Origin of the sequence: Streptomyces sp. ISL-1 (assembly GCF_018614585.1) — a bacterium.
GTDB classification, from domain to species: Bacteria; Actinomycetota; Actinomycetes; order Streptomycetales; family Streptomycetaceae; genus Streptomyces; species Streptomyces maoxianensis.
Genome location: NZ_JAGGOI010000055.1, coordinates 37,650 through 63,294 on the forward strand (window position 1 = coordinate 37,650; position 25,645 = coordinate 63,294).

General features: G+C 69.3%; 21 protein-coding genes. 12 read left to right on the top strand and 9 right to left on the bottom strand.

Features of this window, described 5'->3' with window-relative positions:
- Positions 1–179: 179 nt before the first annotated feature.
- From J7E87_RS31640 to J7E87_RS31655, 4 genes are all read right to left on the bottom strand, one after another.
- A complete protein-coding gene (locus tag J7E87_RS31640) occupies positions 180–371 on the bottom strand; it encodes a DUF1059 domain-containing protein (protein WP_215098056.1) in 192 nt (63 codons plus the stop codon).
- 63 nt (positions 372–434) lie between these two features.
- A complete protein-coding gene (locus tag J7E87_RS31645) occupies positions 435–686 on the bottom strand; it encodes a hypothetical protein (protein WP_215098057.1) in 252 nt (83 codons plus the stop codon).
- Entirely contained in the window at positions 683–1,156 is a 474-nt protein-coding gene (locus tag J7E87_RS31650; RefSeq protein ID WP_215098058.1) for a sigma factor-like helix-turn-helix DNA-binding protein, read from the bottom strand. Before J7E87_RS31650 ends, J7E87_RS31645 begins: the two co-directional genes overlap by 4 nt.
- A gap of 32 nt (positions 1,157–1,188) precedes the next feature.
- Complete coding sequence (locus tag J7E87_RS31655; protein WP_215098059.1) at positions 1,189–1,701, bottom strand: MarR family winged helix-turn-helix transcriptional regulator; 513 nt, start codon at positions 1,699–1,701, stop codon at positions 1,189–1,191.
- A 146-nt stretch (positions 1,702–1,847) separates the two neighbouring features.
- On the opposite strand from J7E87_RS31655, the gene ilvA reads away from it, so the two are divergent.
- The 3 genes from ilvA to J7E87_RS31670 all read left to right on the top strand — a co-directional run bounded on the left by ilvA (position 1,848) and on the right by J7E87_RS31670 (position 5,146).
- Positions 1,848–3,077 carry a threonine ammonia-lyase gene (gene ilvA / locus J7E87_RS31660; protein WP_215098060.1) on the top strand — a complete coding sequence of 410 codons (1,230 nt, stop codon included), beginning with the start codon at positions 1,848–1,850 and terminating at the stop codon, positions 3,075–3,077.
- Positions 3,078–3,260: 183 nt separating this feature from the next.
- Positions 3,261–4,289 (top strand): ATP-binding cassette domain-containing protein, encoded by a 1,029-nt coding sequence (locus J7E87_RS31665; protein ID WP_215098061.1) that lies wholly within the window; start codon positions 3,261–3,263, stop codon positions 4,287–4,289.
- Positions 4,286–5,146, top strand: coding sequence for an ABC transporter permease (locus J7E87_RS31670; protein ID WP_215098062.1), 861 nt, complete (start codon positions 4,286–4,288; stop codon positions 5,144–5,146). The genes J7E87_RS31665 and J7E87_RS31670 overlap by 4 nt, the downstream gene beginning before the upstream one ends.
- A 98-nt stretch (positions 5,147–5,244) precedes the next feature.
- Here the strand turns inward: J7E87_RS31670 and greA are convergent, their stop codons facing one another.
- Together greA and J7E87_RS31680 are read right to left on the bottom strand one after the other, a co-directional pair.
- Positions 5,245–5,742, bottom strand: a complete 498-nt coding sequence (greA, locus tag J7E87_RS31675; protein ID WP_215098063.1) for a transcription elongation factor GreA — start codon at positions 5,740–5,742, stop codon at positions 5,245–5,247.
- A 174-nt stretch (positions 5,743–5,916) separates the two neighbouring features.
- Positions 5,917–6,321, bottom strand: coding sequence for a DUF4307 domain-containing protein (locus tag J7E87_RS31680; protein WP_215098064.1), 405 nt, complete (start codon positions 6,319–6,321; stop codon positions 5,917–5,919).
- A 98-nt stretch (positions 6,322–6,419) separates the two neighbouring features.
- Between J7E87_RS31680 and mca the strand changes: the two genes are divergently transcribed.
- Both mca and J7E87_RS31690 read left to right on the top strand, forming a co-directional pair.
- The gene (gene mca, locus J7E87_RS31685) at positions 6,420–7,301 is read left to right on the top strand and encodes a mycothiol conjugate amidase Mca (RefSeq protein WP_215098065.1); all 882 of its coding nucleotides are present in this window, start codon (positions 6,420–6,422) and stop codon (positions 7,299–7,301) included.
- Entirely contained in the window at positions 7,294–7,545 is a 252-nt protein-coding gene (locus J7E87_RS31690; protein WP_215098066.1) for a hypothetical protein, read from the top strand. The genes mca and J7E87_RS31690 overlap by 8 nt, the downstream gene beginning before the upstream one ends.
- Positions 7,546–7,623: 78 nt before the next feature.
- Here J7E87_RS31690 and J7E87_RS31695 read toward each other — a convergent pair whose 3' ends face one another.
- Positions 7,624–10,863, bottom strand: coding sequence for a tetratricopeptide repeat protein (locus J7E87_RS31695; protein ID WP_215098067.1), 3,240 nt, complete (start codon positions 10,861–10,863; stop codon positions 7,624–7,626).
- Positions 10,864–11,012: 149 nt separating this feature from the next.
- Here J7E87_RS31695 and J7E87_RS31700 point away from each other — a divergent pair, with 149 nt between their 5' ends.
- The 5 genes from J7E87_RS31700 (at position 11,013) to J7E87_RS31720 (ending at position 20,004) form a co-directional block, all read left to right on the top strand.
- A complete protein-coding gene (locus tag J7E87_RS31700; protein ID WP_215098068.1) occupies positions 11,013–13,028 on the top strand; it encodes a thioredoxin domain-containing protein in 2,016 nt (671 codons plus the stop codon).
- Between the two features lie 178 nt (positions 13,029–13,206).
- Positions 13,207–14,469, top strand: coding sequence for a glycosyltransferase (locus J7E87_RS31705; protein WP_215098069.1), 1,263 nt, complete (start codon positions 13,207–13,209; stop codon positions 14,467–14,469).
- Positions 14,466–16,178: a phospholipid carrier-dependent glycosyltransferase gene (locus J7E87_RS31710; RefSeq protein WP_215098070.1), complete on the top strand. Its 1,713-nt coding sequence runs from the start codon at positions 14,466–14,468 to the stop codon at positions 16,176–16,178. Before J7E87_RS31705 ends, J7E87_RS31710 begins: the two co-directional genes overlap by 4 nt.
- Positions 16,175–17,401: a glycosyltransferase gene (locus tag J7E87_RS31715; protein ID WP_215098071.1), complete on the top strand. Its 1,227-nt coding sequence runs from the start codon at positions 16,175–16,177 to the stop codon at positions 17,399–17,401. Before J7E87_RS31710 ends, J7E87_RS31715 begins: the two co-directional genes overlap by 4 nt.
- 191 nt (positions 17,402–17,592) lie before the next feature.
- Positions 17,593–20,004, top strand: coding sequence for a galactose oxidase early set domain-containing protein (locus tag J7E87_RS31720; protein WP_215098072.1), 2,412 nt, complete (start codon positions 17,593–17,595; stop codon positions 20,002–20,004).
- Positions 20,005–20,059: 55 nt separating this feature from the next.
- Here the strand turns inward: J7E87_RS31720 and J7E87_RS31725 are convergent, their stop codons facing one another.
- Together J7E87_RS31725 and J7E87_RS31730 are read right to left on the bottom strand one after the other, a co-directional pair.
- The gene (locus tag J7E87_RS31725; protein WP_215098073.1) at positions 20,060–20,695 is read right to left on the bottom strand and encodes a TetR/AcrR family transcriptional regulator; all 636 of its coding nucleotides are present in this window, start codon (positions 20,693–20,695) and stop codon (positions 20,060–20,062) included.
- Between the two features lie 71 nt (positions 20,696–20,766).
- Positions 20,767–21,447 carry a hemolysin III family protein gene (locus J7E87_RS31730; protein ID WP_215098074.1) on the bottom strand — a complete coding sequence of 227 codons (681 nt, stop codon included), beginning with the start codon at positions 21,445–21,447 and terminating at the stop codon, positions 20,767–20,769.
- A 265-nt stretch (positions 21,448–21,712) separates the two neighbouring features.
- On the opposite strand from J7E87_RS31730, the gene J7E87_RS31735 reads away from it, so the two are divergent.
- Both J7E87_RS31735 and J7E87_RS31740 read left to right on the top strand, forming a co-directional pair.
- Positions 21,713–23,536, top strand: a complete 1,824-nt coding sequence (locus tag J7E87_RS31735) for a phosphoenolpyruvate carboxykinase (GTP) (protein WP_215098075.1) — start codon at positions 21,713–21,715, stop codon at positions 23,534–23,536.
- 424 nt (positions 23,537–23,960) lie between these two features.
- Positions 23,961–25,643, top strand: a complete 1,683-nt coding sequence (locus J7E87_RS31740) for an integrin alpha (protein ID WP_215098076.1) — start codon at positions 23,961–23,963, stop codon at positions 25,641–25,643.
- Positions 25,644–25,645: the final 2 nt, after the last annotated feature.

Sequence of the window (25,645 nt, forward strand, 5' to 3'; positions counted from 1 at the left end):
TTCGGTTCCGGCTTCCGGTCAGGCTACGGATCCGGCCCGGGCCAGGCTTCGGATCCCGCCTCGGGTCAGGCTGCGGAAGCTCCCAGGCCAGGCTTCGGATCCCGCCTCCGGTCACGTCGCGGAAGCTCCCAGGCCAGGCTTCGGATCCGGCTGCCGGTCAGGCCGTGGAAGCGGCACGGTCAGGCGGGGACCTTCTCGTCGGCGAGGAACTCCCGGATCTGTGCACGCAGTTCCAGGCTGTCCGTGTGTCCGTGAACGGAGACCGCGTGTTCAGTGGCGGCCCGGACGACTTCCTCTTCCTCGCCGGAGATGGTGAGGGTGCAGTTCATCTCGCTGGGGAATTTGCGGCAGTCGGCAACTTTTCTGGTCATGACGACCTCCTCGGCTCGATCTGTGCGCCGTTCCATCCAGCATAGATCGGGACAAGGGGGTCGTTACCAGCCCTCCAGCGGAGGTGTCGTATCGGTCGGCGGAGTCACCCACGGCTCCGCGGCAGCCGCCCAGATCGCGAACGCGATCGCCGCCGCCACGAGCAGCAGCCATGCGGCACGGCGCACCGCCCGGTGGCGCCGCAGCAGCCGGGTTCCGTGCTCCGTCGCGCGGGCCGCCAGATCTGCCGGGACCGCGGGGTGGCGGGTCTCCAGCATCCGGCGTACCTCCTCCTCCTTGCGGTCCCGGCGGCTCATGTCACCGCCCCGGCCGGAGCCCGCGGCGGCGTCGGCGGGGTGCTGCGCATCGTCGCGATCGCGCGGGTGCAGATCGCGCGGACCCGGTCCACCGGGAGCCCCATCAGCGCCGCCGTCTGCTCCTCGGCGACCCCTTCGTACAGGCGCAGCACCAGGATGAGGCGTTCCTGCGGAGTGAGGCGGGCCAGTAGGCCGCCGCGCACCCGGTGGTAGCGCCAGGCACTGCGGGCGAAGCGGGCGGCGAGCTCCTGGCGGGTGCGGTCGTACGGGTCCTCGCCGCGCAGCCGGTCCCATTCCGCGTACGTATGGGCGAGGGCCGAGGTCAGCAGCTGCTGGGCGTGCGGGTTCGCACCGGGGGGCTCGGCGGTGAGCAGGGTGGCGGCATGCAGCAGCCGGCCGGCCGCGCCCGCGACGAACGCATCGAACTCACGGGCCCGGCGACGCCGTTGTGCCGTCTGCCGCTCGCTCACATCCTCATATAGAGGCAGATGAGGCGCCGGGGTCAAGAGGTCGGCGGCGTCTCCGTGTCCACGGGCGGCAGGCCGGCCTGGCGGGCGGAGAGCGCCGTGTTGAAACGGGTGAGCAGGGTGCAGAACGCCTCCCGCTCCGTCTCCGTCCAGCCGTCCGTCACCTGTGCCATCAGCTCGCGCCGCGAGGAGCGGACCTCTTCGAGCCTGGCCTGGCCGCGGGGGGACAGCTGGAGCACGACAGCGCGGCCGTCCTCCGGGTGCGAGGTGCGCTTGACGAGGCCGGTGTCGACGAGCGGCGCGACCTGGCGGGTGACGGTCGACGAGTCGATGCCCATCCCCGCGGCGAGCGCCTTGACCCCCATCGGTCCTTCCTTGTCGAGCCGGTTGAGCAGTAGATATGCGGCACGGTCCATGGAGTTGCGGACCTGGCCGACCCCGCCGAGCCGGGTCTGTTCCGCGCGGCGTGCGAAGACGGCGACCTGGTGCTGGAGGGCATCGAGGAGGCCGGGATCGAGATGAGTCGTCATGTCCTGAGTCGTGGGCATGGCCAGGGGGCTCTCTCGTGCGGTGGTCGGTTGGTGGGGGACAGAGTACGCGGCAACGACCCGGTGCGTACCAGGGCTGCACAAACCAGTGGGGAAGCACGGGATCCGGGCAGCCGCCGGGCCGGTGAGCTGCGAGACTTGACGTCATGACCTTCAGTACGCCTGGCACCTTTCGCCCCATCATCCTCGACGACATCCGGGGGGCGCAGAAGATGCTCGCGGGGGTCGCCAGGATGACCGCCATGGAGGGCAGCAGGCATCTGTCGCAGCTGGTGGGCGCGCCCGTCCACTTCAAGTGCGAGAACCTGCAGCGCACCGGTTCGTTCAAGCTGCGCGGCGCGTACGTACGGATCGCCGGGCTCTCCCCGGAGGAGCGGGCCGCTGGTGTCGTCGCCGCGTCCGCCGGCAACCATGCGCAGGGGGTCGCGCTGGCGTCGTCGCTGCTCGGGGTGCGCTCCACGGTGTTCATGCCGGTGGGAGCGCCGCTGCCGAAGGTCGCCGCGACGAGGGAGTACGGCGCCGATGTGCGGATGCAGGGGCAGGTCATCGAGGAGACGCTGGCCGCCGCGCAGGAGTACGCGCATGAGACGGGCGCGGTCTTCATCCATCCCTTCGACCACCCCGACATCATCGCCGGGCAGGGCACGGTCGGCCTGGAGATCCTCGAGCAGTGCCCGGAGGTGCGGACGATCGTCGTCGGCATCGGCGGCGGTGGGCTGGCGGCCGGTATCGCGGTGGCGGTGAAGGCGCTGCGGCCTGATGTGAAGCTGGTCGGGGTGCAGGCGGAGGGCTCGGCCGCTTATCCGCCCTCGCTCACGGCGGGGCACCCGGTGTCGATCGAGAATCCGTCGACTATGGCGGACGGCATCAAGGTGGGCCGCCCCGGGGACGTTCCGTTCAAAATCATTGGCGATCTTGTCGACGAGGTCCGTACGGTCTCCGAGGACGCGCTCTCCAGCGCGCTGCTGCTCTGCCTTGAGCGGGCGAAGCTCGTCGTGGAGCCCGCCGGGGCCAGTCCGGTGGCGGCGCTGCTGAGCGAGCCGCGGGCGTTCGAAGGACCGGTTGTCGCCCTGCTGTCGGGCGGCAATGTCGACCCGCTGCTGATGCAGCGCATCCTGCGGCACGGCATGGCGGCGGCGGGCCGGTACCTCTCGCTGCGGCTGCGCCTGACGGACCGGCCGGGCGCCCTTGCCGCACTTCTCGGCTCGTTGTCAGTGGTCGACGCTAACGTCCTTGATGTGAGTCACGTACGGACCGATCCGCGGCTCGGGCTCACGGAGGCGGAGGTGGAGTTGCACCTGGAGACGAAGGGCCCTGAGCACTGCAAAGAGGTCGAGGCGGCGCTGCGTGAGGCGGGTTACACCGTCATTGCCTGAGTCGTAGTACGACTCAATGACCGCACACTCGCGACCTGCACCCTGTCGTAATCCCCTTGAGTATCGCGATGTATCGCGTTACTTTAGGGGTCCTGCCATGTTCCCGCCGAGCCGCGGGCACGCACGCACATCCAAGCTTTCCGCAACCATGCGACCACCACCTGCCACCCTGGGAGACCCCATATGCCAGGCGCCATTTACGCCGAAGGTCTGGTGAAGACCTTCGGCGACGTAAGGGCTCTGGACGGCGTCGATCTCGACGTCCCCGAAGGCACGGTTCTAGGACTTCTCGGCCCGAACGGCGCCGGCAAGACCACCACTGTGCGCGTACTGACCACACTGTTGCAGCCGGACAGCGGCAAGGCCGTCGTCGCCGGTATCGACGTGCTCAAGCACCCGAACGAAGTCCGCCGCTCCATCGGCCTCTCCGGCCAGTTCGCCGCGGTCGACGAGTATCTGACCGGCCGTGAGAACCTCCAAATGGTCGGCCAGCTCTACCAGATGAGCGCGCGGGACGCGAAGAAGCGGGCGGGCGGGCTGCTTGAGCGCTTCAATCTCGCCGACGCCGCCGACCGCCCCGCCAAGACGTACTCCGGCGGTATGCGCCGCCGCCTCGACCTCGCCGCGGCCCTGGTCGTATCGCCGCCGGTGATGTTCATGGACGAGCCGACCACCGGCCTCGACCCGCGCAACCGGCAGCAGCTGTGGGAGGTCATCCAGGAGCTGGTCAGCGGCGGTACGACACTGCTGCTCACCACCCAGTACCTCGAAGAGGCCGACCACCTGGCCCACAACATCTGCGTCGTGGACCACGGCAAGGTCATCGCCCGCGGCACCTCCGACCAGCTCAAGGCCCGCACGGGCGGCGAGCGCGTCGAGGTCGTCGTGCACGAGAGCGAGCAGATCAGCCCCGCCCGCGAGGTGCTCCTCGGCTTCGGCAAGGGCGATGTCGCGATAGCCGAGCACACCCGCAAGCTCACCGTCCCCGTCACAGGCGGCGCCAAGCTGCTCGCCGAGGTCATCCGCGAACTGGACGTCCGCGGTGTCGAGATCGACGACATCGGCCTGCGCCGTCCCACCCTCGACGATGTCTTCATCTCGCTGACCGGCCACGCCGCCGAGACCGAGGCCGAGGAGAACGGCGAGGCGGAGGACGCCAGGGGCGCCCAGGGCGCGAAGGCCAAGAAGTCCCGGAAGGAGTCCGCGAAGTGAGCGCCACCACCGCCCCAACGGACGCCGTGCAGGTCACGGCCCCCAGACCCCGCGGCGGCATCGTGCAGTCGGTCAACGACTCGCTCGTCGTCGCCAAGCGCAATCTGATCCGGATGACCCGGATCCCGGAGATGATCATCTTCGGGATGATCCAGCCCGTCATGTTCGTGGTGCTGTTCAGCTACGTCTTCGGCGGCTCGATGCAGATCGGGTCGTCCACCGACCCGATCGTCTACCGCGAATTCCTGATGGCCGGCATCTTCGCCCAGACCGTCACCTTCGCCACCGCGGGCGCCGGCGCGGGCATCGCCGACGATATGCACAAGGGCCTCATCGACCGGTTCCGGTCGCTGCCGATGGCGCGTGGAGCGGTCCTCACCGGTCGTACGCTCGCGGACCTCGTACAGACCGCGCTGACCGTCGTGGTCCTCACGATCGTCGCCCTCCTCGTCGGCTGGCGGATCCACGAGGGCCTGCCCAAGGCGCTCGCGGGCTTCGCCCTGCTGCTTCTGCTGGGTTACGCCTTCTCATGGATCGGCGCACTGATCGGACTCTCGGTCCGCACGCCCGAGGCGGCCACCTCCGGCGGTCTGATCTGGCTGTTCCCGGTGACCTTCATCTCGAACGCGTTCGTGGACTCCAGCAACATGCCCGGCTGGCTGCAGCCCATCGCCGAGTGGAACCCCTTCAGCGCCACGGTCCAGGCCTGCCGCGAGCTCTTCGGCAACCCGGGTGTCTCGCCGTCCGACGCCTGGCCGATGGAGCACTCGGTGCTGGCCTCGATCCTCTGGTCGGTTCTGATCATCGTGGTGTTCCGGACGCTGGCGGTGCGCAAGTACCGCTCGGCGACCGCCTGATCCGAAGCACGAAGCGCGCAGTACGAAGCACGAAGCGCGCAGTACGAAGGGGCCGGACCGCGTCACCACGCGGTCCGGCCCCTTCGTACTGTCCGGTCTCAGCCGTTGTACGGCTTGGCCTCGAGGATCCTCACCGAGGCCTTCTTGCCGTTGGGCAGCTCGTACTCCGCGTTCTCGCCGACCTTCTTGCCGTTCACGCCCGAGCCCAGCGGGGACTGCGGTGAGTACGTCTCGATGTCGTTGCTCGCGTACTCGCGGGAGGCGAGCAGGAAGGTCGTCGTGTCGTCCTCGTCGCCGTCGAAGGCGATGGTCACGACCGTGCCGGGGGCAACCACACCGGTCACCGCCGGGGCCTCGCCCACCTTGGCGTTCTCCAGGAGCTGGGTCAGCTGGCGCACACGGAGCTCCTGCTTGCCCTGCTCCTCCTTGGCCGCGTGGTACCCGCCGTTCTCGCGCAGGTCGCCCTCCTCGCGCGCTGCCGCGATCTTGGTGGCGATCTCGGTGCGCGCGGGACCAGACAGGTACTCCAGCTCGGCCTTCAGCTGGCTGTACGCCTCCTGGGTGAGCCAGGTGACGTTCTCGCTGGTCTGGGTCACAGGTGCTCCTCGTAGGTACTGGGAATACAAAGCATCGCCCTACCCAGAAGGATGTGCCTTCCTGGATGGGCGAAACCACGAGCCTAACAATTTCGTGGCGAAAGGGGGAGGACGAAAGCCATCAGAATTGCATCAAAGCAGGTCAGAGCCGAGACTCAGTTTGGCGGCGCGCCGTCAGCGTGCGGTGCACCGCTCCAGCTCGGCGCTGGTCGCGCGCGCCGTGGTGCGCACCGTCACGACCTGGTCGATCCGCTTGTCTCCCGGCCGGCCGACGGCGACGTCGACACGACCCACCTCACTGCCGTCCTCGGAGCGGGAGCGCAGCGTGCAGGTGCCGGTGGCGTCCGCGTCCTTGCGCACCTCCAGATGCACCTGGACCTCGGTGTCCGAGACGACCTTGAATTTGATCACCTCGGCGCTGATCTTCTGCCCGGCGATGTAGTCGTAACCGAACCAGCCGACCACTGAGAGCAGCACCACACCGAGGCCCGCGCCCACCATCTTGAGCTTGCGGTCGGCGCGCTCGTCCGCCGAGTGGCCGTAACGGCCCTCGGGAAGCTGCTCGCGCACCGTGGTCATGATGGATCCCTCTCCAGAACGGGCTGCCGGAATTTTCCGTCCCCCGATTCGGTCACTATAGAAGCCGCCCAACGCGACTAATCATTGAGGATCGAGTCTTGACTGAGCAGCTGCGACTGATGGCCGTTCACGCCCACCCCGACGACGAGTCGAGCAAGGGCGCGGCCACCATGGCCAAGTACGTGTCCGAGGGGGTGGACGTGCTGGTCGTGACCTGCACGGGAGGCGAGCGCGGCTCCATCCTCAACCCGAAGCTCCAGGGGGACGCGTACATCGAGGAGCACATCCACGAAGTGCGCAAGAAGGAGATGGACGAGGCGCGCGAGATCCTCGGCGTCAAGCAGGAGTGGCTCGGCTTCGTCGACTCCGGCCTGCCCGAGGGCGATCCGCTGCCGCCGCTGCCCCAGGGCTGCTTCGCGCTGGAGGACGTCGAGGTGGCGGCCGGCCGTCTGGTGAGATCGATCCGCGGCTTCCGTCCGCAGGTCATCACGACCTACGACGAGAACGGCGGCTACCCCCACCCCGACCACATCATGACCCACAAGATCTCGATGGTGGCCTTCGACGGTGCGGGGGACGCCGAGAAGTTCCCGGAGTCCGAGTTCGGCCCCGTCTGGCAGCCGCAGAAGCTCTACTACAACCAGGGCTTCAACCGGCCGCGTACGGTCGCGCTGCACGAGGCGCTGCTGGAGCGCGGCATCGAGTCCCCCTACGGCGAGTGGCTGGAGCGCTGGAAGGAGTTCCAGCGCGCCGAGCGCACCCTGACCACGTACGTCCCGTGTGGGGACTTCTTCGAGATCCGTGACAAGGCGCTGATCGCGCACGCGACGCAGATCGACCCGGACGGCGGCTGGTTCCGGGTGCCGATGGAGATCCAGAGGAAGGTCTGGCCGACCGAGGAGTACGAGCTCGCCAAGTCCCTTGTCGATACCTCCCTCCCCGAGGACGACCTCTTCGCGGGCATCCGCGAGAATGCCTGATATGAGCGCAAGCGCAAACCTCGCACTGACGCACCTCGTCCCCCTCGCCAAGGAGGTCGACGACAACAAGGTCACCCCCGGTCTCCTCGGCTTCCTCGTCTTCGCGGCGCTGGCCGTGGGCGTGTGGCTGCTGATGAAGTCGATGAACCGCCACATGGGCAAGGTCGACTTCGAGGAAGCCCCGGATCCGAAGGCGGAGGCTCCCAGGGGCGGCAAGGGCAAGTCGGGACCTGCTGCGGTGTGACGGGGCAAGGGGCGGGGCGGGCTTTGCCCCCGCCCCGCCCCTCCCTCAACCGGTACTCCGCCCCGGACGGCCCCGGCGCTACGTCGTCGCGGGCACCGGCACGCCCATCACCTCGCGTGCATGGCGGCTGGGGACCATGCCCAGGTGCCACGCCTGCCAGCCGTCCTCCAGGTGTACGCCCCGTTCCAGCATCACCGCCAGCGCCTCCGCGCAGTCCTCCAGCTTGCCGTCGCGCGAAGCGTGCCCCGTCCGCATCAGCTGAGCCAGTTCCTCCTGAGCCACCACCGTGCCGACCTCGATGCCGCCCGGCGACGCGAACGGCAGCAGCGTGCAGCGCAGGAACCTGGCCCAGTCGGCGCCCCGCTCGTCCTGGTACGAGGCGAACAGGACCGCCGCCTCGTCGCACAGCGCCAGCGCCTGCCCCGCACGGTTGTTGCCCGCGTCGATCAACGCCAGCTCCAGACAGGTCCAGGCCTCACCGTGCGCGACACCGATGCGGTGGAAGTCGGCGCGGGCGTCCACCAGGAGCTGGCGGGCGAAGCCGGAGTTGCGCAGGTTGCCGGTCTGCGCCGCCCGCTGGTCCCGGGTGACACGACCCGAGTGGTGCCGGGCGCACGCCAGGCCGTACACGTCGCGCATCCGCGAGAACATCGTGCGAGCCCGCTCCAGCTCCCGTACCGCCTGATCGCGGTCCCCGCGCTCCTCCAGCGCCTGGCCCAGGTAGTACAGCGTCCACGCCTCGCCGCGCGCGTCCTCGTTGTCGCGATGACGGGACAGCGCCTGGCCCAGCTGGTCCACCGCCGGGGCCGGGTCGCCGTCCACCAGCCTGGCCCGGCCCAGCTGCGTCAGCGCCCAGGCCTCGCCGCGGCCGTCGCCGGTGCGGCCGTACAGGTCGAGAGCCGCACGCAGCGCCGATTCGGCCCGCGCGACATCGCCCATCCGCAGGCACACCTGGCCCAGCTGGAAGTGCGTCCACGCCTCGCCGTGCAGCGACTCGCCCTCCCGGTGCAGCGTCAGCGCCGTCGCCAGCAGCGTCAGCGCCTCCGCGAGATTGGCCCGGTCGCGCTCGACCGCGGCCAGCGCGTGCAGCGACCACGCCCGGTCCTCGGCCTGCTCGTCGGACGACTGCAGCTCGATCGCCTCGTGCAGCTTCGCCGCGGCCTCGGTCAGATTGCCCTGGTGGTGCAGGGTGATGCCGAGGGAGCAGAGAGCGAGCGCGGTGCCCGAATCGTTCTGCGCCTCGCGGTAGAGGCCGACGACGGACGACAGTGTCGTACGGGCCTTGTCGAGCTCGCCGAGCTGGCGGGCCGCGATGCCGGTACGCCACCGAACGGAGCGCTCCAGCAGGCCCTGGTCCACCGCCTGCGACAGCTCACTGATCTCACCGAGCCGGTACAGGTCGCCGCGCAGCAGGCAGTAGTCGCACAGCGCGCCCAGCAGATTGAGCACCGTCTGCTGGTTCACACCCTCCGCGTGCCGCAGCGCAGAGGTGATGAAGCTCGACTCGTCGTCCAGCCAGCGCAGCGCCGCGTCCAGCGAGGCGAATCCGTGCGCCCCGAACTGGCCCGCGCGCGTGGACATCTTGCCGTCCACCATGCGGATCACCGCCCCGGCCAGGTCCGCGTAGTTCTGGATGAGCCGCTCCTGCGCGGCCGCACGCTCCGCGGCCTTCTCCTCGTCCAGGAGACGGGCCCGGGCGAAGGACCGTACGACGTCGTGCAGCCGGTAGCGGCTGGCCCGCACATGGTCGATCAGCCCCGCGCCGGCCAGGCCGGTGAGCAGCCGCTGCGACTCCTGCTCGTCCGTGGCCAGCAGCGCCGCCGCCGCGGCCGCCCCCAGTGACGCCCGCCCGGCCAGCGCGAGCCGGCGCAGCAGCCGCCGCGCCTGCTCGGACTGGTCGGTGTAGCGCAACCACAGCGCCCGTTCGACCGGGCCCACCGGACCGTACGCGCCGAGATCGGCCGCCAGCTGTTGCGTGGTCCGCGGGCCCAGCGAGGAGCCGGCGATACGCAGCGCGAGCGGCAGTCCGCCGCACAATTCCCGTACCTCGTCGGCCGACTGTGCGTCGTACGGGCCGGACAGGGGCTCCTCGGCCGAGGCCCGCAGCAGTTCCTCCGCGCCCGCCGGGTCCAGCGCGTCGACCGGCAGTTGGTGCACCCACACCGGAATGTCCGCCGGCAGATCGAGCCGCTCACGCGCGGTCACCAGCACCAGGCTGTCCGAGCGCTCCGGCACCAGGGTGCGTACCTGCTCCGGGTCGCTCGCGTCGTCCAGCACCACCGTCACCGGAAGCCCGGTCAGATGCTGGTGGTACAACTCGCCCAGCCGCCGCACCTGCTGCTCGGCCGACGAACGCTCCCGGAACAGCAATTGCTCGCGCGGCGCCCCCAGCCGGTTCAGCAGATGCAGCAGCGCATCGCGCGTAGAGAGCGGATGCTCGCTGTCACCGCGCAGATCGACCACGCACGCGCCCCGGAACTGATCCTTGAGATGGTGCGAGGCCCGCACCGCGAGGGTCGTGCGCCCCGATCCCGGCGCGCCGTACAGCACCACGACCGTCGGCCTGGTCTCCGTCGACGCGCGCGCGGCGTGCACCCACTGCGAGATCTGCGCCATCGCCTCCCGACGGCCCGCGAACGGCCCTCCGCCATGGCCTCCGGCATGGGAGGTACCCCCACCGAGCTCAGGCAGATGCCCGAAGGACTGCTCCAGCACCGACCGCCTGCGCGCCGCCGCGCTCCGGTCCGCGCCGCGCAGCTGCGGCGCCGCGGTGGTCTTCTTCGCGGTACGGGTGGAGGAGGCGAGCATCCGCTGCTGGTCCAGGAACGGGCGGATGCCCCGTACCTCCAGCGCCGTCAGCCACTGCAACCGCAGCTGCTCGGTCCCGCCCGGCTGCCCCAGCGCCCCGGCTCTGCGGTGCGCGGCAGGCCAGTGCGAGGCGGTCACCTTGGCGACGGTGGTCGCAGCCCCGGCGACGGCGACGACAGCCCCGGCGCCCAGCGCGGTTCCCGTCGCCGTCCCCAGCGCGATGTCCGCCCCGATCGCCGCGGCCGTGGCAACGGCCGTGATCAGTACGGCAGTTGAGATGTTCTGCCGGCTGAACTGCGAGGACAGGGGCTGCTGCCCGGCCTCCGCCTCCACAAGCGCCTGCTCGTACGCGGCGTACTCCTCGCCCGCGTTCGCCGCCATGCTGTCCAGGGCGGCCCGTGCGCGTGCCATCAGCACGCCCGAGTCCGACCGCCCGCCCGAACGCCGTACCTCTTCCTCGACGGCGCGTTCCAACAGCCGCTCGGCTTCCGCCCGATGGCTGTCCCGCATAAGGGTCCCCCTCCGAGTGCCTTCCGGTTCTGCTCCGGTTCCGGTCCGGTCCCGGGTTCCGGTTCCGGTCCGGCGACAAGTGTCCTGCGTACGGCGCGTCAGCGCGAGAGAGTCTGACGATCATCCGTACCTGAGAGAGGATGGGAGTTATGCCGAACCGCCTCGCCCATGAGACTTCCCCCTACCTCCTCCAGCACGCCGACAACCCGGTCGACTGGTGGCCGTGGTCGGGCGAGGCCTTCGAGGAGGCCCGCAGGCGCGGGGTACCCGTGCTGCTCAGTGTCGGCTATTCGAGTTGCCACTGGTGTCATGTTCTGGCGGTCGAAAGTTTTGAGGATGAACAAACTGCCGCCTTCATGAACGAGCACTTCGTCAACATCAAGGTCGACCGCGAGGAGCGGCCCGACGTCGACGCCGTCTATATGGAAGCCGTGCAGGCCGCCACCGGGCAGGGTGGCTGGCCCATGACCGTCTTCCTCACCGCGGACGGCGAGCCCTTCTACTTCGGTACGTACTTCCCGCCCGAGCCCCGGCACGGGATGCCGTCCTTCCGGCAGGTCCTCGAAGGCGTCACCGCCGCCTGGGCCGACCGTCGGGACGAGGTCAGCGAGGTCGCGGGGAAGATCGTCCGGGATCTGGCCGGGCGCTCGCTCGCGTACGGCGGAGAGGGCGTGCCGGGCGAGGAGGAGCTGGCGCAGGCGCTGCTCGGGCTGACCAGGGAGTACGACGAGCGGCACGGTGGCTTCGGCGGCGCGCCCAAGTTCCCGCCGTCGATGGTCGTCGAGTTCCTGCTGCGGCACTACGCCAGGACCGGGGCCGAGGGCGCCCTCGAGATGGCCTCGCGGACGTGTGGGGCGATGGCCCGCGGCGGGATCTACGACCAGCTCGGCGGCGGTTTCGCGCGGTACTCGGTGGACCGCGAGTGGGTGCTGCCGCACTTCGAGAAGATGCTCTACGACAATGCCCTCCTGTGCCGGGTGTACGCGCATCTGTGGCGGGCGACCGGTTCGGAGCTGGCCCGGCGGGTGGCGCTGGAGACCGCGGACTTCATGGTGCGGGAGCTGCGCACGGCCGAGGGCGGGTTCGCCTCGGCGCTCGACGCGGACAGTGATGTCGCAGACGGTAGCGGCAAGCATGTCGAGGGCGCGTTCTACGTGTGGACGCCGGAGCAGCTGCGCGAGGTTTTGGGCGACGAGGACGGGCGGCGGGCCGCCGAGCTCTTCGCCGTGACGGAGGAAGGCACTTTCGAGGAGGGCGCGTCCGTTCTCCAACTCCCGGACGGGGAGGTGGAGTCGTCGATCAAGGAGCGGCTGCTCGAGGCGCGGGCGCGGCGGCCGCGGCCCGGGCGGGACGACAAGGTGGTGGCCGCCTGGAACGGTCTTGCGATCGCGGCGCTCGCTGAGGTCGGCGCGTACTTCGACCGGCCGGATCTTGTCGAGCGGGCAACCGAGGCCGCCGATCTGCTGGTGCGGCTGCACATGGACGACGCGGCTCGCCTCGCCCGTACGTCCAAGGACGGTCAAGTTGGCGCGAATTCGGGGGTGTTGGAGGACTACGCGGATGTGGCGGAGGGTTTCCTGGCGCTTGCGGGCGTGACGGGTGAAGGCGTGTGGCTGGAATTCGCGGGCTTTTTGCTGGACATCGTCCTCGACCAGTTCGTGGCCGAGGGCGGGGCGCTGTACGACACCGCGCACGACGCCGAGCAGCTGATTCGCCGCCCCCAGGACCCGACGGACAGCGCGACGCCGTCCGGCTGGACCGCGGCGGCCGGCGCGCTGCTTTCGTATGCTGCTCAGACCGGCTCTCAGGCTCATCGCGCCGCCGCCGAGGGCGCGTTGGGCGTGGTGAAGGCGCTCGGGCCGCGGGCTCCGCGCTTCATCAGCTGGGGGCTAGCGGTCGCGGAGGCGCTGCTGGACGGGCCGCGCGAGGTGGCGGTGGTCGGCCCTCAGGACGACGCGGGGACGCGGGAGTTGCACCGTACGGCGCTGCTGGCGCAGGCTCCGGGTGCGGTGGTCGCGGTCGGCGAACCGGACGGCGAGGAGTTTCCGCTGCTCAGGGACCGTCCTTTGGTGGACGGCAGCGCCGCCGCGTACGTATGCAGGCACTTCGTCTGTGATGCCCCTACCGCAGACGCATCGTCACTTGCCCGAAAACTCGCCAATTGACGGCGGAACTCCAGTTTTTATCTGACAAGCACCGGACTTTAACGTTCCGCCTATAGGGTCCTCGGAACGAGGAGTAGCCGAGTGTGCGCACTGGGGAGTGCCGCACCGAGGCTGACAGGTGTGTCGCCGGCCAGGGGGGTCCTGCTGCCGGGGCGCAGGTCCAAGGGGGGACCTTTCGGTGCTCATATCGGTGTTCGTTGTTGCCATTTCCGTGGCGCTGTTCTGGATGGCGGCGTTCACGCTGTGGTGGCAGATGCATGCCTGGCGTACGCCCGAGATACTCGCGGCGACCCGGTTCGACCGGCCCGACGGCGGCGTCGGGCTCTCCTTCTCCCTGCTTCTGCCGGCCCGCCACGAGCAGGCCGTGCTGGAGCACACCATCGAGCGGCTGCTTCAGTCCAGCCACTCCAACTTCGAAATCATCGTGATCGTCGGCCACGACGACCCGGAGACCGCGGCGGTTGCCGAACGTTCGGCCGCCCGTGACCCGTTGCGGGTGCGTGTCATCACCGACACGCACGAGGTGAAGAACAAGCCCAAGGCCCTCAACACCGCGCTGCCGCACTGCCGCGGCGACATCGTGGGCGTCTTCGACGCCGAGGACCAGGTCCACCCTGAGCTGCTCGCCCATGTCGACCACGCCTTCACCTCCACCGGCGCGGACGTCGTCCAGGGCGGCGTACAACTGATCAACTTCCACTCCAGCTGGTACAGCCTGCGCAACTGCCTGGAGTACTTCTTCTGGTTCCGCAGCCGCCTCCATCTGCACGCGCAGAAGGGCTTCATCCCGCTCGGCGGCAACACCGTCTTCGTCCGCACGGCTGTGCTGCGCGAGGCGGACGGCTGGGACCCCAACTGCCTCGCCGAGGACTGCGACCTGGGCGTCCGGCTCTCGTCCGTCGGCAAGAAGGTCGTCGTCGCGTACGACAGCGACATGGTCACCCGCGAGGAGACCCCCGGCACGCTGATGAGCCTGCTCAAGCAGCGCACCCGCTGGAACCAGGGCTTCTTGCAGGTCTACCGGAAGAAGGACTGGAAGCAGCTCCCGGGCTTCGGGCAGCGGTGGCTCGCCCGCTACACCCTGATGACGCCCTTTCTGCAGGCATTCTCCGGCGTGATCATCCCGCTCAACGTGGCCATCGCGCTCTTCCTCGACGTCCCTGTCGGGGTCGCCATCGTGACCTTCCTGCCGCTGATCACGGCCATGGTCACCTTTGTCTTCGAGATCGTCGGGCTGCACGACTTCGGCAAGCAGTACGGCCTTCGCGTCCGCTTCGTCCACTACCTCAAGCTCATCGTCGGCGGCCCCTTCTACCAGGTACTCCTGGCCGGCGCCGCGATACGCGCCGTCTGGCGGGAGCAGCGGGGACGCAACGAGTGGGAGCTGACCAGCCATGTCGGCGCGCATCTCACCGAGACCCGAGAGGAAGTCCACCGGTGACCACAACTCTGCCTCCCGCTCCTGACACCGCCACTGCGCCCGCTGCGACGAAGCCCCGGCCGACGGTGCCCGTCCATGTGCGGCCCGTCATACGTTTTCGCAGCTCGCGGCCCGATCTGCTGCTGTGCTTCGGGCTGCTGGCCGTGATCCTGCTCGTCCAGGGCTGGAACATCACGCACTTCCCGACCCTCAGCGACGACGAAGGCACCTATCTCGCCCAGGCCTGGGCGGTCCAGCAGGGCGACGGGCTCGCGCACTACACGTACTGGTACGACCATCCGCCGCTCGGCTGGGTCCAGATAGCCGCGCTCACCTGGCTGCCGTCGCTGATCGCGCCCGAGACGATGACCGTGGCGACGATGCGGTTCGCGATGCTGCTGGTCAGCGCGGCGTGCGCGGTGCTGTTGTACGTACTGGCGCGCCGGCTGTTCCTGCCTCGCTGGGCGGCCGCTCTCGCGATGCTCCTCTTCGGGCTCTCCCCGCTCTCCGTGGTCCTGCAGCGCGAGATCTTCCTGGACAACATCGCGGTGATGTGGATGCTGCTGGCGTTCTGTCTGGCGGCGTCACCCAGTCGCCATCTGTGGCACCACTTCGCCGCCGGACTTGCGGCCGCGACCTCCGTGCTCACCAAAGAGACGATGCTGGTGGTGCTGCCCGCGCTGCTTGTGACGATGTGGCGGCACAGTCACCGTGACACCCGTAAGTACGCGGTGACGGGTGCGGTCACCGCATGTGCGCTGATCGGGCTCGCGTATCCGCTCTTCGCGCTGCTCAACAATGAGCTGTTCCCCGGGCCCGGCCATGTGTCGCTGATCGACGGGATCACGTACCAGATGGGCCGCGAGGGCTCGGGCTCCATCTTCGATTCGGGCTCCGGCTCGCACGGCGTCTTCACGTCCTGGCTGTACTACGACCGGGTGCTGCCGCTCGGCGGACTCGCCGGCGCGGCCCTGCTGCTGGTGACCCTGCGCTGGTCGGTGACGGCACGGGCGCTGGCCGGACCGGCGCTGGCGGTGGCGATCCTCGCGGTTGTCGCGATGCGGCCCTCCGGCTATCTGCCCGCGATGTACGTCATCCAGGCGCTGCCGTTCCTGGCACTGGTGCTGGCGGGCGGCGCGGCGAGCGTCGCTCACGCCGTGCTCAGACGTCCGGTGGATCGTCCCGCAGCGCCCATTCAGGCTCGTCCGCGTTTGAGGGGCGGGGTCCCGGGCGGAGCCCCGGACCAGGGCCCGCAGTCGCGGTCACGGCTGGGGATCGGCGTACGCCACGTCGTGGCCGGGCTCCTCGCGCTCGCCGCGGCCGCGTACGTCGTGCCGAGCTGGTACGACGGAAACCGCGACGCCCTCACCGTCGACGCCAACGCCCCCTACCGCGCGGCCGCTTCCTGGATGCAGAACGAGGTCGCCGACCCCGCCTCCACCCGGGTCCTGGTGGACGACGCGCTCTGGCTGGACCTCGTGCACGACGGGTTCGAGCCAGGCACCGGCGCGATCTGGTTCTACAAGGCCGACCTGGACCCCGCGGTGACGAAGACGATGCCGCGCGGCTGGCGGGACCTCGACTATGTCGTCTCGTCGCCGACCGTCCGGCGCGACGCCGTCGACCTGCCCAACGTCAAGGCGGCGCTTGAACATTCGAAGCCCGTCGCCGTCTTCGGCGACGGCGAGGACCGGATCGAGATCCGCCGGATCACCGGAGGCGAGCGATGACCACCACACCCCGTGCGGGCGCCGAGGAACTCGGCGATCCGGAGCTCAGCGCCGCCCAGCTCGCCGAGCCCGGCGCAGTCACCGTCATCATCCCGACCTTCAACGAGTCGGAGAATGTACGGGAGTTGCTCCACCGGCTCACCGAGTCCGTGCCGTCCCGGCTGCCCTGCGAGGTCGTCTTCGTCGACGACTCCACGGACGACACCCCTGATGTGATCCGCAGCGCCGCGCAGGACTGCCCGTTCCCGGTCGCCGTACTGCACCGCGACGTCCCGACCGGCGGGCTCGGCGGCGCGGTCGTCGAAGGTCTGAAGGGCGCGGGCTCCGACTGGATCGTCGTCATGGACGCCGACCTCCAGCACCCGCCCGCGCTCGTGCCGGAACTCGTCGCGGCGGGGGAGCGGGCGGGCGCCGATCTCGTCGTCGCCAGCCGCTACATCCGCGGCGGCAGCCGCGCGGGCCTCGCCGGCGGCTACCGTATCGCCGTCTCGCGCGGGGCGACCTGGCTGACGAAGTCGCTCTTCCCGCGCCGGCTGCGCGGCATCAGCGACCCGATGAGCGGCTTCTTCGCGATCCGGCGCAGCGCGGTTACGGCCGAGGCGCTGAAGCCGCTCGGCTACAAGATCCTGCTGGAGCTGGCGGTGCGCTGCCGTCCCGAGACGGTGGCCGAGGTGCCGTTCGTGTTCCAGGACAGGTTCGCCGGCGAGTCCAAGTCGACGGCGAAGGAAGGGATGCGCTTCCTCGGGCATCTCGTCGCGCTGCGTACGGCATCGTCGGCGGCCCGGATGGTGGCCTTCGGCTTGATCGGCCTCACCGGCTTCGTGCCGAACCTGCTCGGGCTGCATGTCCTGACCGCGGCCGGAATGCACTATCTGCCCGCCGAGATCGTCGCGAACCAGTTCGGCGTGATCTGGAACTTTCTCCTCATCGAGGTGCTGCTGTTCCGGGACCGCCGCATGCACCGGCACTGGGCGGACCGGGTTGGCCGGTTCGCCCTGCTCGCCAACGCCGATCTGCTGCTGCGCATCCCGCTGATCGCACTGTTCGTGGGCCTGCTGGAGCTGGCGGTGCTGCCCGCCACCACGCTGGCGCTGCTGACCACGTTCGTCCTGCGGTTCGCGGCGACGGAGGCGCTTGTCTATCTGCCGCGCGGCGCCGGTCGCCACCGGGGCGCGGGAGAAGGCGACAGCAGTCGAGGGAGCCGTAAGGAAAGGACCGTGTAATGCCTGACGAGTCACCTACCTCCGGGCCATGTGAGCCCGGGACCCGCGCGTCCGAACCGCGCGTCCCGCGCATCCGCGCGCCGCGCGGGATGCGAGCGTTGCGCACCGCGCTGCGAAGCGCGAGACGTCGCACCGCGCCGCAGGGCGAGAGACTTCGCACCGCGCCGCAGGGCGGACGACGCCGCACAGCGATGCGAGCCGGAAGACGCCGCACCGCGCTGCTCGCCGTCGTAGCGCTCACCGCGGGGCTGCTGATAACCGCCCCGCAGCAGGCTTCCGCCGGCCCGCCCAACCTGATCACCAATCCGGGCTTCGAGTCCGCCGGCCTCGCGGACATGCCCGCCTGCTGGGAGAAGTCCGGCTGGGGGGACAACGACTTCACCTTCGAGACCGTCGCCGACGCCCACTCGGGCAGCAAGGCCATGAAGGTCTCGCTGAGCCGCCGGGTCGACGGCGACCGCAAGGCCCTGATCACCGAGGACGCGGTCTGCGCGCCCCTGGTGAAGCCGGAGAGCCAGTACGACCTCTCCCTCTGGTACAAGAGCACCACCCCCGACACCGCCGTCACGCTCTTCCGGCACGACGTGACGGGCGGCTGGCAGTACTGGACGGATCTCAAGACCCTCCCCATGAGCGCCGGTTACGAGCGGGTGGAGGTCCGCACCCCCGCCGTCCCGCCCGGCACCGACCGGATCACCTGGGGCGTGTCGGTGTACGGAACGGGCTCGGTCACCACCGACGACTACGTCATGGAGGAAGTGACCGTCCCCGCCCCCGACCCCGTCTGCACGGGGACGCCCGAGGAGTGCGCCAAGGGCCGCTGGGACGTCCTGCCGGTCCAGAACCCGGTGCGCTCCATGCACTCCGTGGTTCTGCACAACGGGAAGGTCCTCGTCATCGCGGGCTCCGGCAACGACGAGGCGCTGTTCGAGGCGGGCACCTTCACCTCCGCCGTCTATGACCCGGTGACCGGCAACTTCCGGACCATCCCCACTCCCGTGGACATGTTCTGCGCCGGCCATGTGCAGCTCCAGGACGGCAAGGTCCTGGTGATGAGCGGCAACAAGGGCTATCCGTCGGCCGACGGCACGATCGGCTACCAGGGGCTGAAGGACTCGTACATCTTCGACCCGGCGACCGAGACGTACACGAAGACGAACGACATGAACGGCGGCCACTGGTATCCGTCGGCGACGATCCTCGGCAACGGTGACGTCATCTCCTTCGGCGGTCTGAAGGAGGACTCGACGGGCAATGTGACGGCCGAGAAGTTCTCCGCGGCGCAGAACAAGTGGCTGCCGATGAACGAGGTCAACCAGACCTGGTCGTACTGGGGTCTGTATCCGTCGATGATCCTGATGCAGGACGGCCGGCTCTTCTACTCCGGCAGCCATGTCTTCGGCAACGGCACACAGGGCTCCGGCGCATCCATCTACGACTACACCGCCAACACCATCACCGATGTGCCCGGTCTGCAGAACAAGGACCAGCGGGACGAGTCGGCGAGCGTGCTGCTGCCGCCCGCCCAGGATCAGCGGGTGCTGACGATCGGCGGCGGCAACAACGAGACCAACCCGGCCGCCAACCGCCTCACCGACATCATCGACCTCAAGGACCCCAACCCGGGCTATGCGCACGGCCCGTTGCTGCCGCAGGGCCAGGTCGACCAGGGTCAGGGCAAGCGGCCGCAGACCGGCGCCGAGGGCAAGATGTTCGTCTCGGCCGTGCTGCTGCCCGACGGGAAGGTCTTCGAGACGGGGGGCGGGCTGCACGACCGGGCCGACCCGGTGTACGAGGCGTCCTTCTTCGACCCGGTGACCAATACGTACGAGGAGGGTCTTGCGACGGACCCGATCCCGCGGACGTACCACTCCTCGGCCTTTCTGCTGCCGGACGGGCGGGTGATGGCGGTGGGCGACAACCCGGGCAACGGCACGTACAACCACAATGTGTCGATCTACACGCCGCCGTATCTGCTCAAGGGCGCCCGGCCGGAGATCACTTCGGTGATCGACGGGCAGTGGACGTACGGGGACACCCAGCGGATCACGGTCGACCGGCCCATCGCCAAGGCGGAGTTGATCCGCCCGGCAGCGGTCACGCACTCCTCCGACCCCAACCAGCGGTTCCTGGACCTGCCGATGACGGTGGACGGCAACAACATCGACCTCAATGTCACCAGCAACCCCAATATGGCGCCACCCGGCTGGTACATGCTCTTCGCGGTCGATGCCAACGGAGTTCCGTCGGTGGCCGAGTGGGTGCATCTCGGGGGTCCTGCGGCGATGGCGGCCGACGCGCCGTCCGCGCATGTCCACGATTTCGCGGACGCTCCGGCGAAGGCGCCGAAGAAGGCGCTGAAGAAGCGGAGTTCGGCGCCGGTGAGCCCGGTGATCGCGGGCTGCGACCGGCACTACGGCGCGGCGGGGGTCTGTGTCCCCACGGTGTTCCCACGTGAGGTGAGGGCGACGACGGCGGCCCGGTGCGGGTGGCTGACGGCGCACGAGTACGGACGGCTGAAGGTGAACGGGAAGGACGACCCCTTGCGGCTCGACCCGAACAGGGACGGCGTGGCGTGCGGAAAGGGGGACGTGGCGAGGTAGCGCCGGGCGTACGCCCTTCGTGCGTGGGGCGCGGGATCCGGGGCGCAGCCCCGGGTCAGAGTCTCAGCCCGCCCCGCATCGTCGTCAGCGCGCGGTCCACCAGCTCGACCGGATCGTCCTGGTGGTCCCGCGCCGCCCAGTACAGCATCACCTCGCGCAGCGCCCCGAGTACCGCCCCCGTGAAGACCCGTACGTCCAGGTCGTCATGGTCCCGGCCGGTGCGGTCGGCGAGTGCGCGGACCAGCAACTCGGACGTGGAGGCCATGGTCTCGGTCATCCTGGCCCGGATCGCCGGGACCTCCACCATCAGCTTGGTGCGCTGAACGGCCTCCTCGCGCTCGTCCCCGACGAAGGCGAGGAGGCTGTCCGTCATCACATGCCGGACCGAGTCCAGCGGGTCCTCGTCGGCCGGCCGCGCCCGCAGTTCCGCTTCCATGGCCGGGCCGAACTCGTCGGTGAGGACGATGTCTTCCTTGGTCGGGAAGTAGCGGAAGACCGTGGACGGGGAGACCTCCGCGGCTTGAGCGATCTGCTCGATGGTGGTCGCGTCGTACCCCTGCGCCGAGACGAGCCGGTAGGCCGCCCGGCGGATCGCGATCCGCTTCCTGAGCTTCTTGCGCTCACGCAGGCTGAGCTGTGGCTGCGCATCGGCGAGGGCATCCCGCGAGGGGGTACGTGTGGTGGCGGCCATGTCCGTCATTGTCCTGTATCGACGTGGCAGCCCCACCGGGAGTCGATGCCGAATGACAGCGACGCTCAGGATTACGAGTGCTGGTAGGCGACCAGTGAGATGCCCACGTAATGCACGATGAACGCCGCGAGCGTGAGGGAGTGGAAGACCTCGTGGAAGCCGAACCACCGCGGTGACGGGTTCGGTCGCTTGATCCCGTAGACCACGCCGCCCGCGCTGTAGAGCAGCCCGCCGACGATCACAAGGACGAGCACAGCGATCCCGCCGGTGCGCATGAAGTCGGGCAGGAAGAAGACCGCCGCCCAGCCCATCGCGATGTAGCAGGGCGTGTAGAGCCAGCGCGGGGCGCCGACCCAGAAGACCCGGAACGCGATGCCCGCCACGGCTGCCGCCCAGACAGCCCACAGCAGGGTCCGGCCGGAGGAATCGGGCAGAAGGAGCATCGTCAGCGGGGTGTACGTGCCGGCGATGATGAGGAAAATATTGGCGTGGTCGAGTCTGCGCAGTACGGCTTCGCCGCGCGGCCCCCAGTTGCCGCGGTGGTAGAGCGCGCTCACGCCGAAAAGCAGGCACGCGGTGAAGCCGTAGATCGCGCAGGCCACCCGGGCGCGGGAGGAGTCGGCGAGCGCCGTGAGCACCACTCCCGCGATCAGGACGGCGGGAAACATCCCGGCGTGCAGCCAGCCGCGCAGCTTCGGTTTCACAGGGGGTGGCTCTATCTCGGTCACTCCGGGCGCGGCGGCAGAAGTCATGACGAGGATGTTACCTACGCAACCGTAGGTAACGGATACGTCCACGCCACCTCGCCACGCCCCTTCTGCGGCCTGGCCGAGCGGCCTTCTGGCACCGGGGCGGGCATGGAGTGGCGATGCTCACGTGAGTGGTCCTCTGGACATATGCGCATACTGCACGGATGATCAGATGAGTGCGGTCGGCACCGGATGAGCGGGCTACGAAGCATCCGGGTCGCAGCCCCCACGGGGCAACAACCTTCAGACCCCTCACTTAGGAGCGATCGTGGCGCGCGACATCGCGGCTCCCAGCACCGTCCCCACCAATCACCAGGAGCTCGTCTCCTGGGTCGACGAGATCGCAGCAATCACGCAGCCGGACAGCGTCGTCTGGTGTGACGGATCCGAAGCCGAGTACGAGCGCCTGTGTGAGGAGCTCGTCGCCAAGGGCACCTTCAAAAAACTGGACCCGATCAAGCGCCCGAACTCCTACTACGCCGCGTCCGACCCGAGCGACGTCGCGCGCGTCGAGGACCGCACCTTCATCTGCTCCGAGAAGGAGGAGGACGCGGGCCCGACGAACCACTGGAAGGCCCCGGCCGAGATGAAGGACATCTTCGCCGGCGAGGAGGGCATCTTCCGCGGCTCGATGCGTGGCCGGACCATGTACGTCGTCCCGTTCTGCATGGGTCCGCTCGGCTCGCCGCTGTCCGCCATCGGCGTCGAGATCACCGACTCCGCCTACGTCGCCGTCTCCATGCGCACGATGACCCGGATGGGACAGCCCGTCCTTGAGGAGCTCGGCTCCGACGGCTTCTTCGTCAAGGCCGTGCACACCCTCGGCGCCCCGCTGGAGCAGGGCCAGGAGGACGTTTCCTGGCCCTGCAACTCCACCAAGTACATCTCGCACTTCCCCGAGACCCGCGAGATCTGGTCGTACGGATCGGGCTACGGCGGCAACGCCCTGCTCGGCAAGAAGTGCTACGCGCTGCGCATCGCGTCCGTCATGGCCCGCGACGAGGGCTGGCTCGCCGAGCACATGCTGATCCTCAAGCTCACCCCGCCGCAGGGCGAGTCCAAGTACGTCGCCGCCGCCTTCCCGAGTGCCTGCGGCAAGACCAACCTCGCCATGCTGGAGCCCACCATCTCCGGCTGGACCGTGGAGACCATCGGCGACGACATCGCCTGGATGCGGTTCGGCGAGGACGGCCAGCTGTACGCGATCAACCCCGAGGCCGGTTTCTTCGGCGTCGCGCCCGGCACCGGTGAGCACACCAACGCCAACGCCATGAAGACCCTGTGGGGCAACGCCGTCTTCACCAATGTCGCGCTCACCGACGACAACGACATCTGGTGGGAGGGCATGACCGAGGAAGCCCCGGCCCACCTCACGGACTGGAAGGGCAACGACTGGACGCCCGCGTCCGGGACCCCGGCGGCCCACCCCAACGCCCGCTTCACCGTGCCCGCCTCGCAGTGCCCGATCGCCGCGCCCGAGTGGGAGGACCCCAAGGGCGTGCCGATCTCGGCGATCCTCTTCGGCGGCCGCCGCGCCAGCGCCGTACCGCTGGTGACGGAGTCCTTCAACTGGCAGCACGGCGTCTTCCTCGGCGCGAACGTCGCGTCCGAGAAGACCGCCGCGGCCGAGGGCAAGGTCGGCGAGCTGCGCCGCGACCCGTTCGCGATGCTGCCGTTCTGCGGCTACAACATGGGCGACTACATGGCCCACTGGATCAAGGTCGGACAGCAGGCCGACGCCTCGAAGCTGCCGAAGATCTACTACGTGAACTGGTTCCGCAAGAACGACGCGGGCAAGTTCGTCTGGCCGGGCTTCGGCGAGAACAGCCGCGTGCTCAAGTGGATCGTGGAGCGCCTGGCGGGCAAGGCCGAGGGCGTCGAGACGCCGATCGGCATCCTGCCGACGCGCGAGGCCCTCGACACGGACGGCCTCGACCTGGCCGCCGAGGACCTCGACTTCCTGCTCAAGGTCGACAAGGAGGTCTGGCGCGAGGAGGCCGCACTGGTCCCCGAGCACCTCAACACCTTCGGCGACCACACCCCCAAGGAGCTGTGGGACGAGTACCGCGCGCTGGTCGCACGGCTCGGCTGACGCTCGTCCTGAATCGTCGCGGCGGACCAACCCGACATCCGCCCTGACCTGTGGGGTCACCCAGGTCCGCCGCGTCCCGGCCCCCGGAGCCCCCTCACGGCTCCGGGGGCCGGACCCTTTTCCGCGACGGAATGCTCGCGGAATTCAACATTCCACGCGGAGTCGGATGCGTGGCAGATGAAAGGAGGATTCCCGTAGGCGCCCGGAATCAGCCATTCACCCCCACGAGTTGGCCCACGTCGGCTGCTCCGCGCCGGAATACATAGGCACTGCACATGGATTTCTGGACCACAACTCTGTTGTCGGCCAATGGGCGTTTGCGGGCCGTCCTCGGCGCATGACTCTTGTCACAAGCGACCCGCCCGTTCGTGAAAGTAAGCTCTCCAGGCTTATGTGAAGGTCATGTATGGACTGGGGTGGGGTTGTGAGTGTTGAGGATGTGGTGCCGTGCGCGCCACCCGAAGGCGATTCGTTTGTTTCGGTCGGTGCCGGCCAGGGAGAAGGCACCGACACTATTCGGCGCGAGCCGACGGCCGCGGGCTTATGGGGAAAGAACTACCGAGTCGGATACTCGATCGCCTGGCTGGCCGTTCTCGGCTTTCTCATCACGGCTGCCGTAGCGTTCTTCGGTCCCTCGGCCGCGTCGGCCGCGGGCACCTGCGGTGGGGGCGAGTCCGACTACAACGGCGACGGCCTGCGGGACACGGCGATCGCCGATCCGGATGCCACGGTCGGTACCAAGGCCGGGTCCGGAGCGGTCACGGTGGTCTACGGCGGCACGACGGCCACAAGCGTGCAGATCCAGCAGGATCTGGCCTGGGTGCCGGGAGATGCCGAGGGCAAAGCTCAGTTCGGCCGGTCGCTGACGCATGGCGACCTCAATGCGGACGGCTGCAGCGACCTGGTGGTCGGCGCACCGTACAAGGACGTCGGCACTGCCCGTGACTCGGGCTCCGTGTATGTGCTGTTCGGCGCTCCGGGCGGCCTGGGTACCGGTCCGGCCTCGGCGACGTACGACCAGACCGGGGTGACGGCATCTCAGGGCCCTGAAGCGGGAGACCTGTTCGGCTTCGCGCTGACCGGGGGTACCACGTCGACCGCCCTGCCGTTCCTGGTGATCGGCTCTCCGGGAGAGGACACCGCGGCGGGCGCGGACGCGGGAGTGATCCACTACCTCAGCGGCAAGCCGCCGGCGAACGTCGTCGTCTCCCAGGACAGCACCGGGGTGTGGGATGCCTCCGAGGCGAACGACCGTTTCGGTGCCTCGCTCGCATCGACGGACCGTTACTTCACGGTGGGCTCGCCGGGCGAGTCGATTCCCACCGCCGCATTCGCGGGCGCCATCCATGTCTTTCGACCGTCGCTGAACACCAGTGGCCTGCCCGACCCGGTATTCGGCCTCGGGCAGACCCCGGACGCGCCGGCCGGAACCGACAAGGACCTGTCGGCCGAGCCGTACGACCGCTTCGGCACCTCCCTTGCGATGGCCCCGCACCGGATCTCCTCGGAGGCCTCGGCGCTGGGCGCCGTACTCGCGGTGGGCGTCCCCGGCGAGGACATCGGCGCCGTCACCGACGCCGGTCGCGTCGCTCTGTACCGCGTCAACCCGGACAAGACGGTGACGCGGACCCTGGAGAACCTGAACCAGGGCGTCACCGAGATGGAAGGCGACCCCGCTGCGGGCGACTTCTTCGGCCAGCAAGTGGCCGTGGTCAACACGGCACCGACTCAGGTAGCCACGGCCGCCACGGTGAAGGTGGCCGTGGGCGTCCCCGGCAAGGAGGCCTCGGCCACGGCCGAGCACCTGGACAAGGGCGGCGTGCAGATCCTGCCCTTCGACGCCAACCCCGGCCCCACCGACGCCTGGCTCGACCCCGGCTGGGGCATCCCGGGCGTACCCGAGCACCAGATGTACGCCGGCACCAGCCTGGCCGCGACGCCGCAGTCACTGCTGGTCGGCGTCGTGAACCCGTCCGGTGACACACCGGGTTCGGTGTACGCCTTCGACTGGACGGTCGTCAGCGGCGGCGCCCCGACGCGCACCTTCGCACCCGGCCAGGACGGCCTGCCCGCCGACGGCACGGCATTCGGTGCGGTGGTCCGGTGATG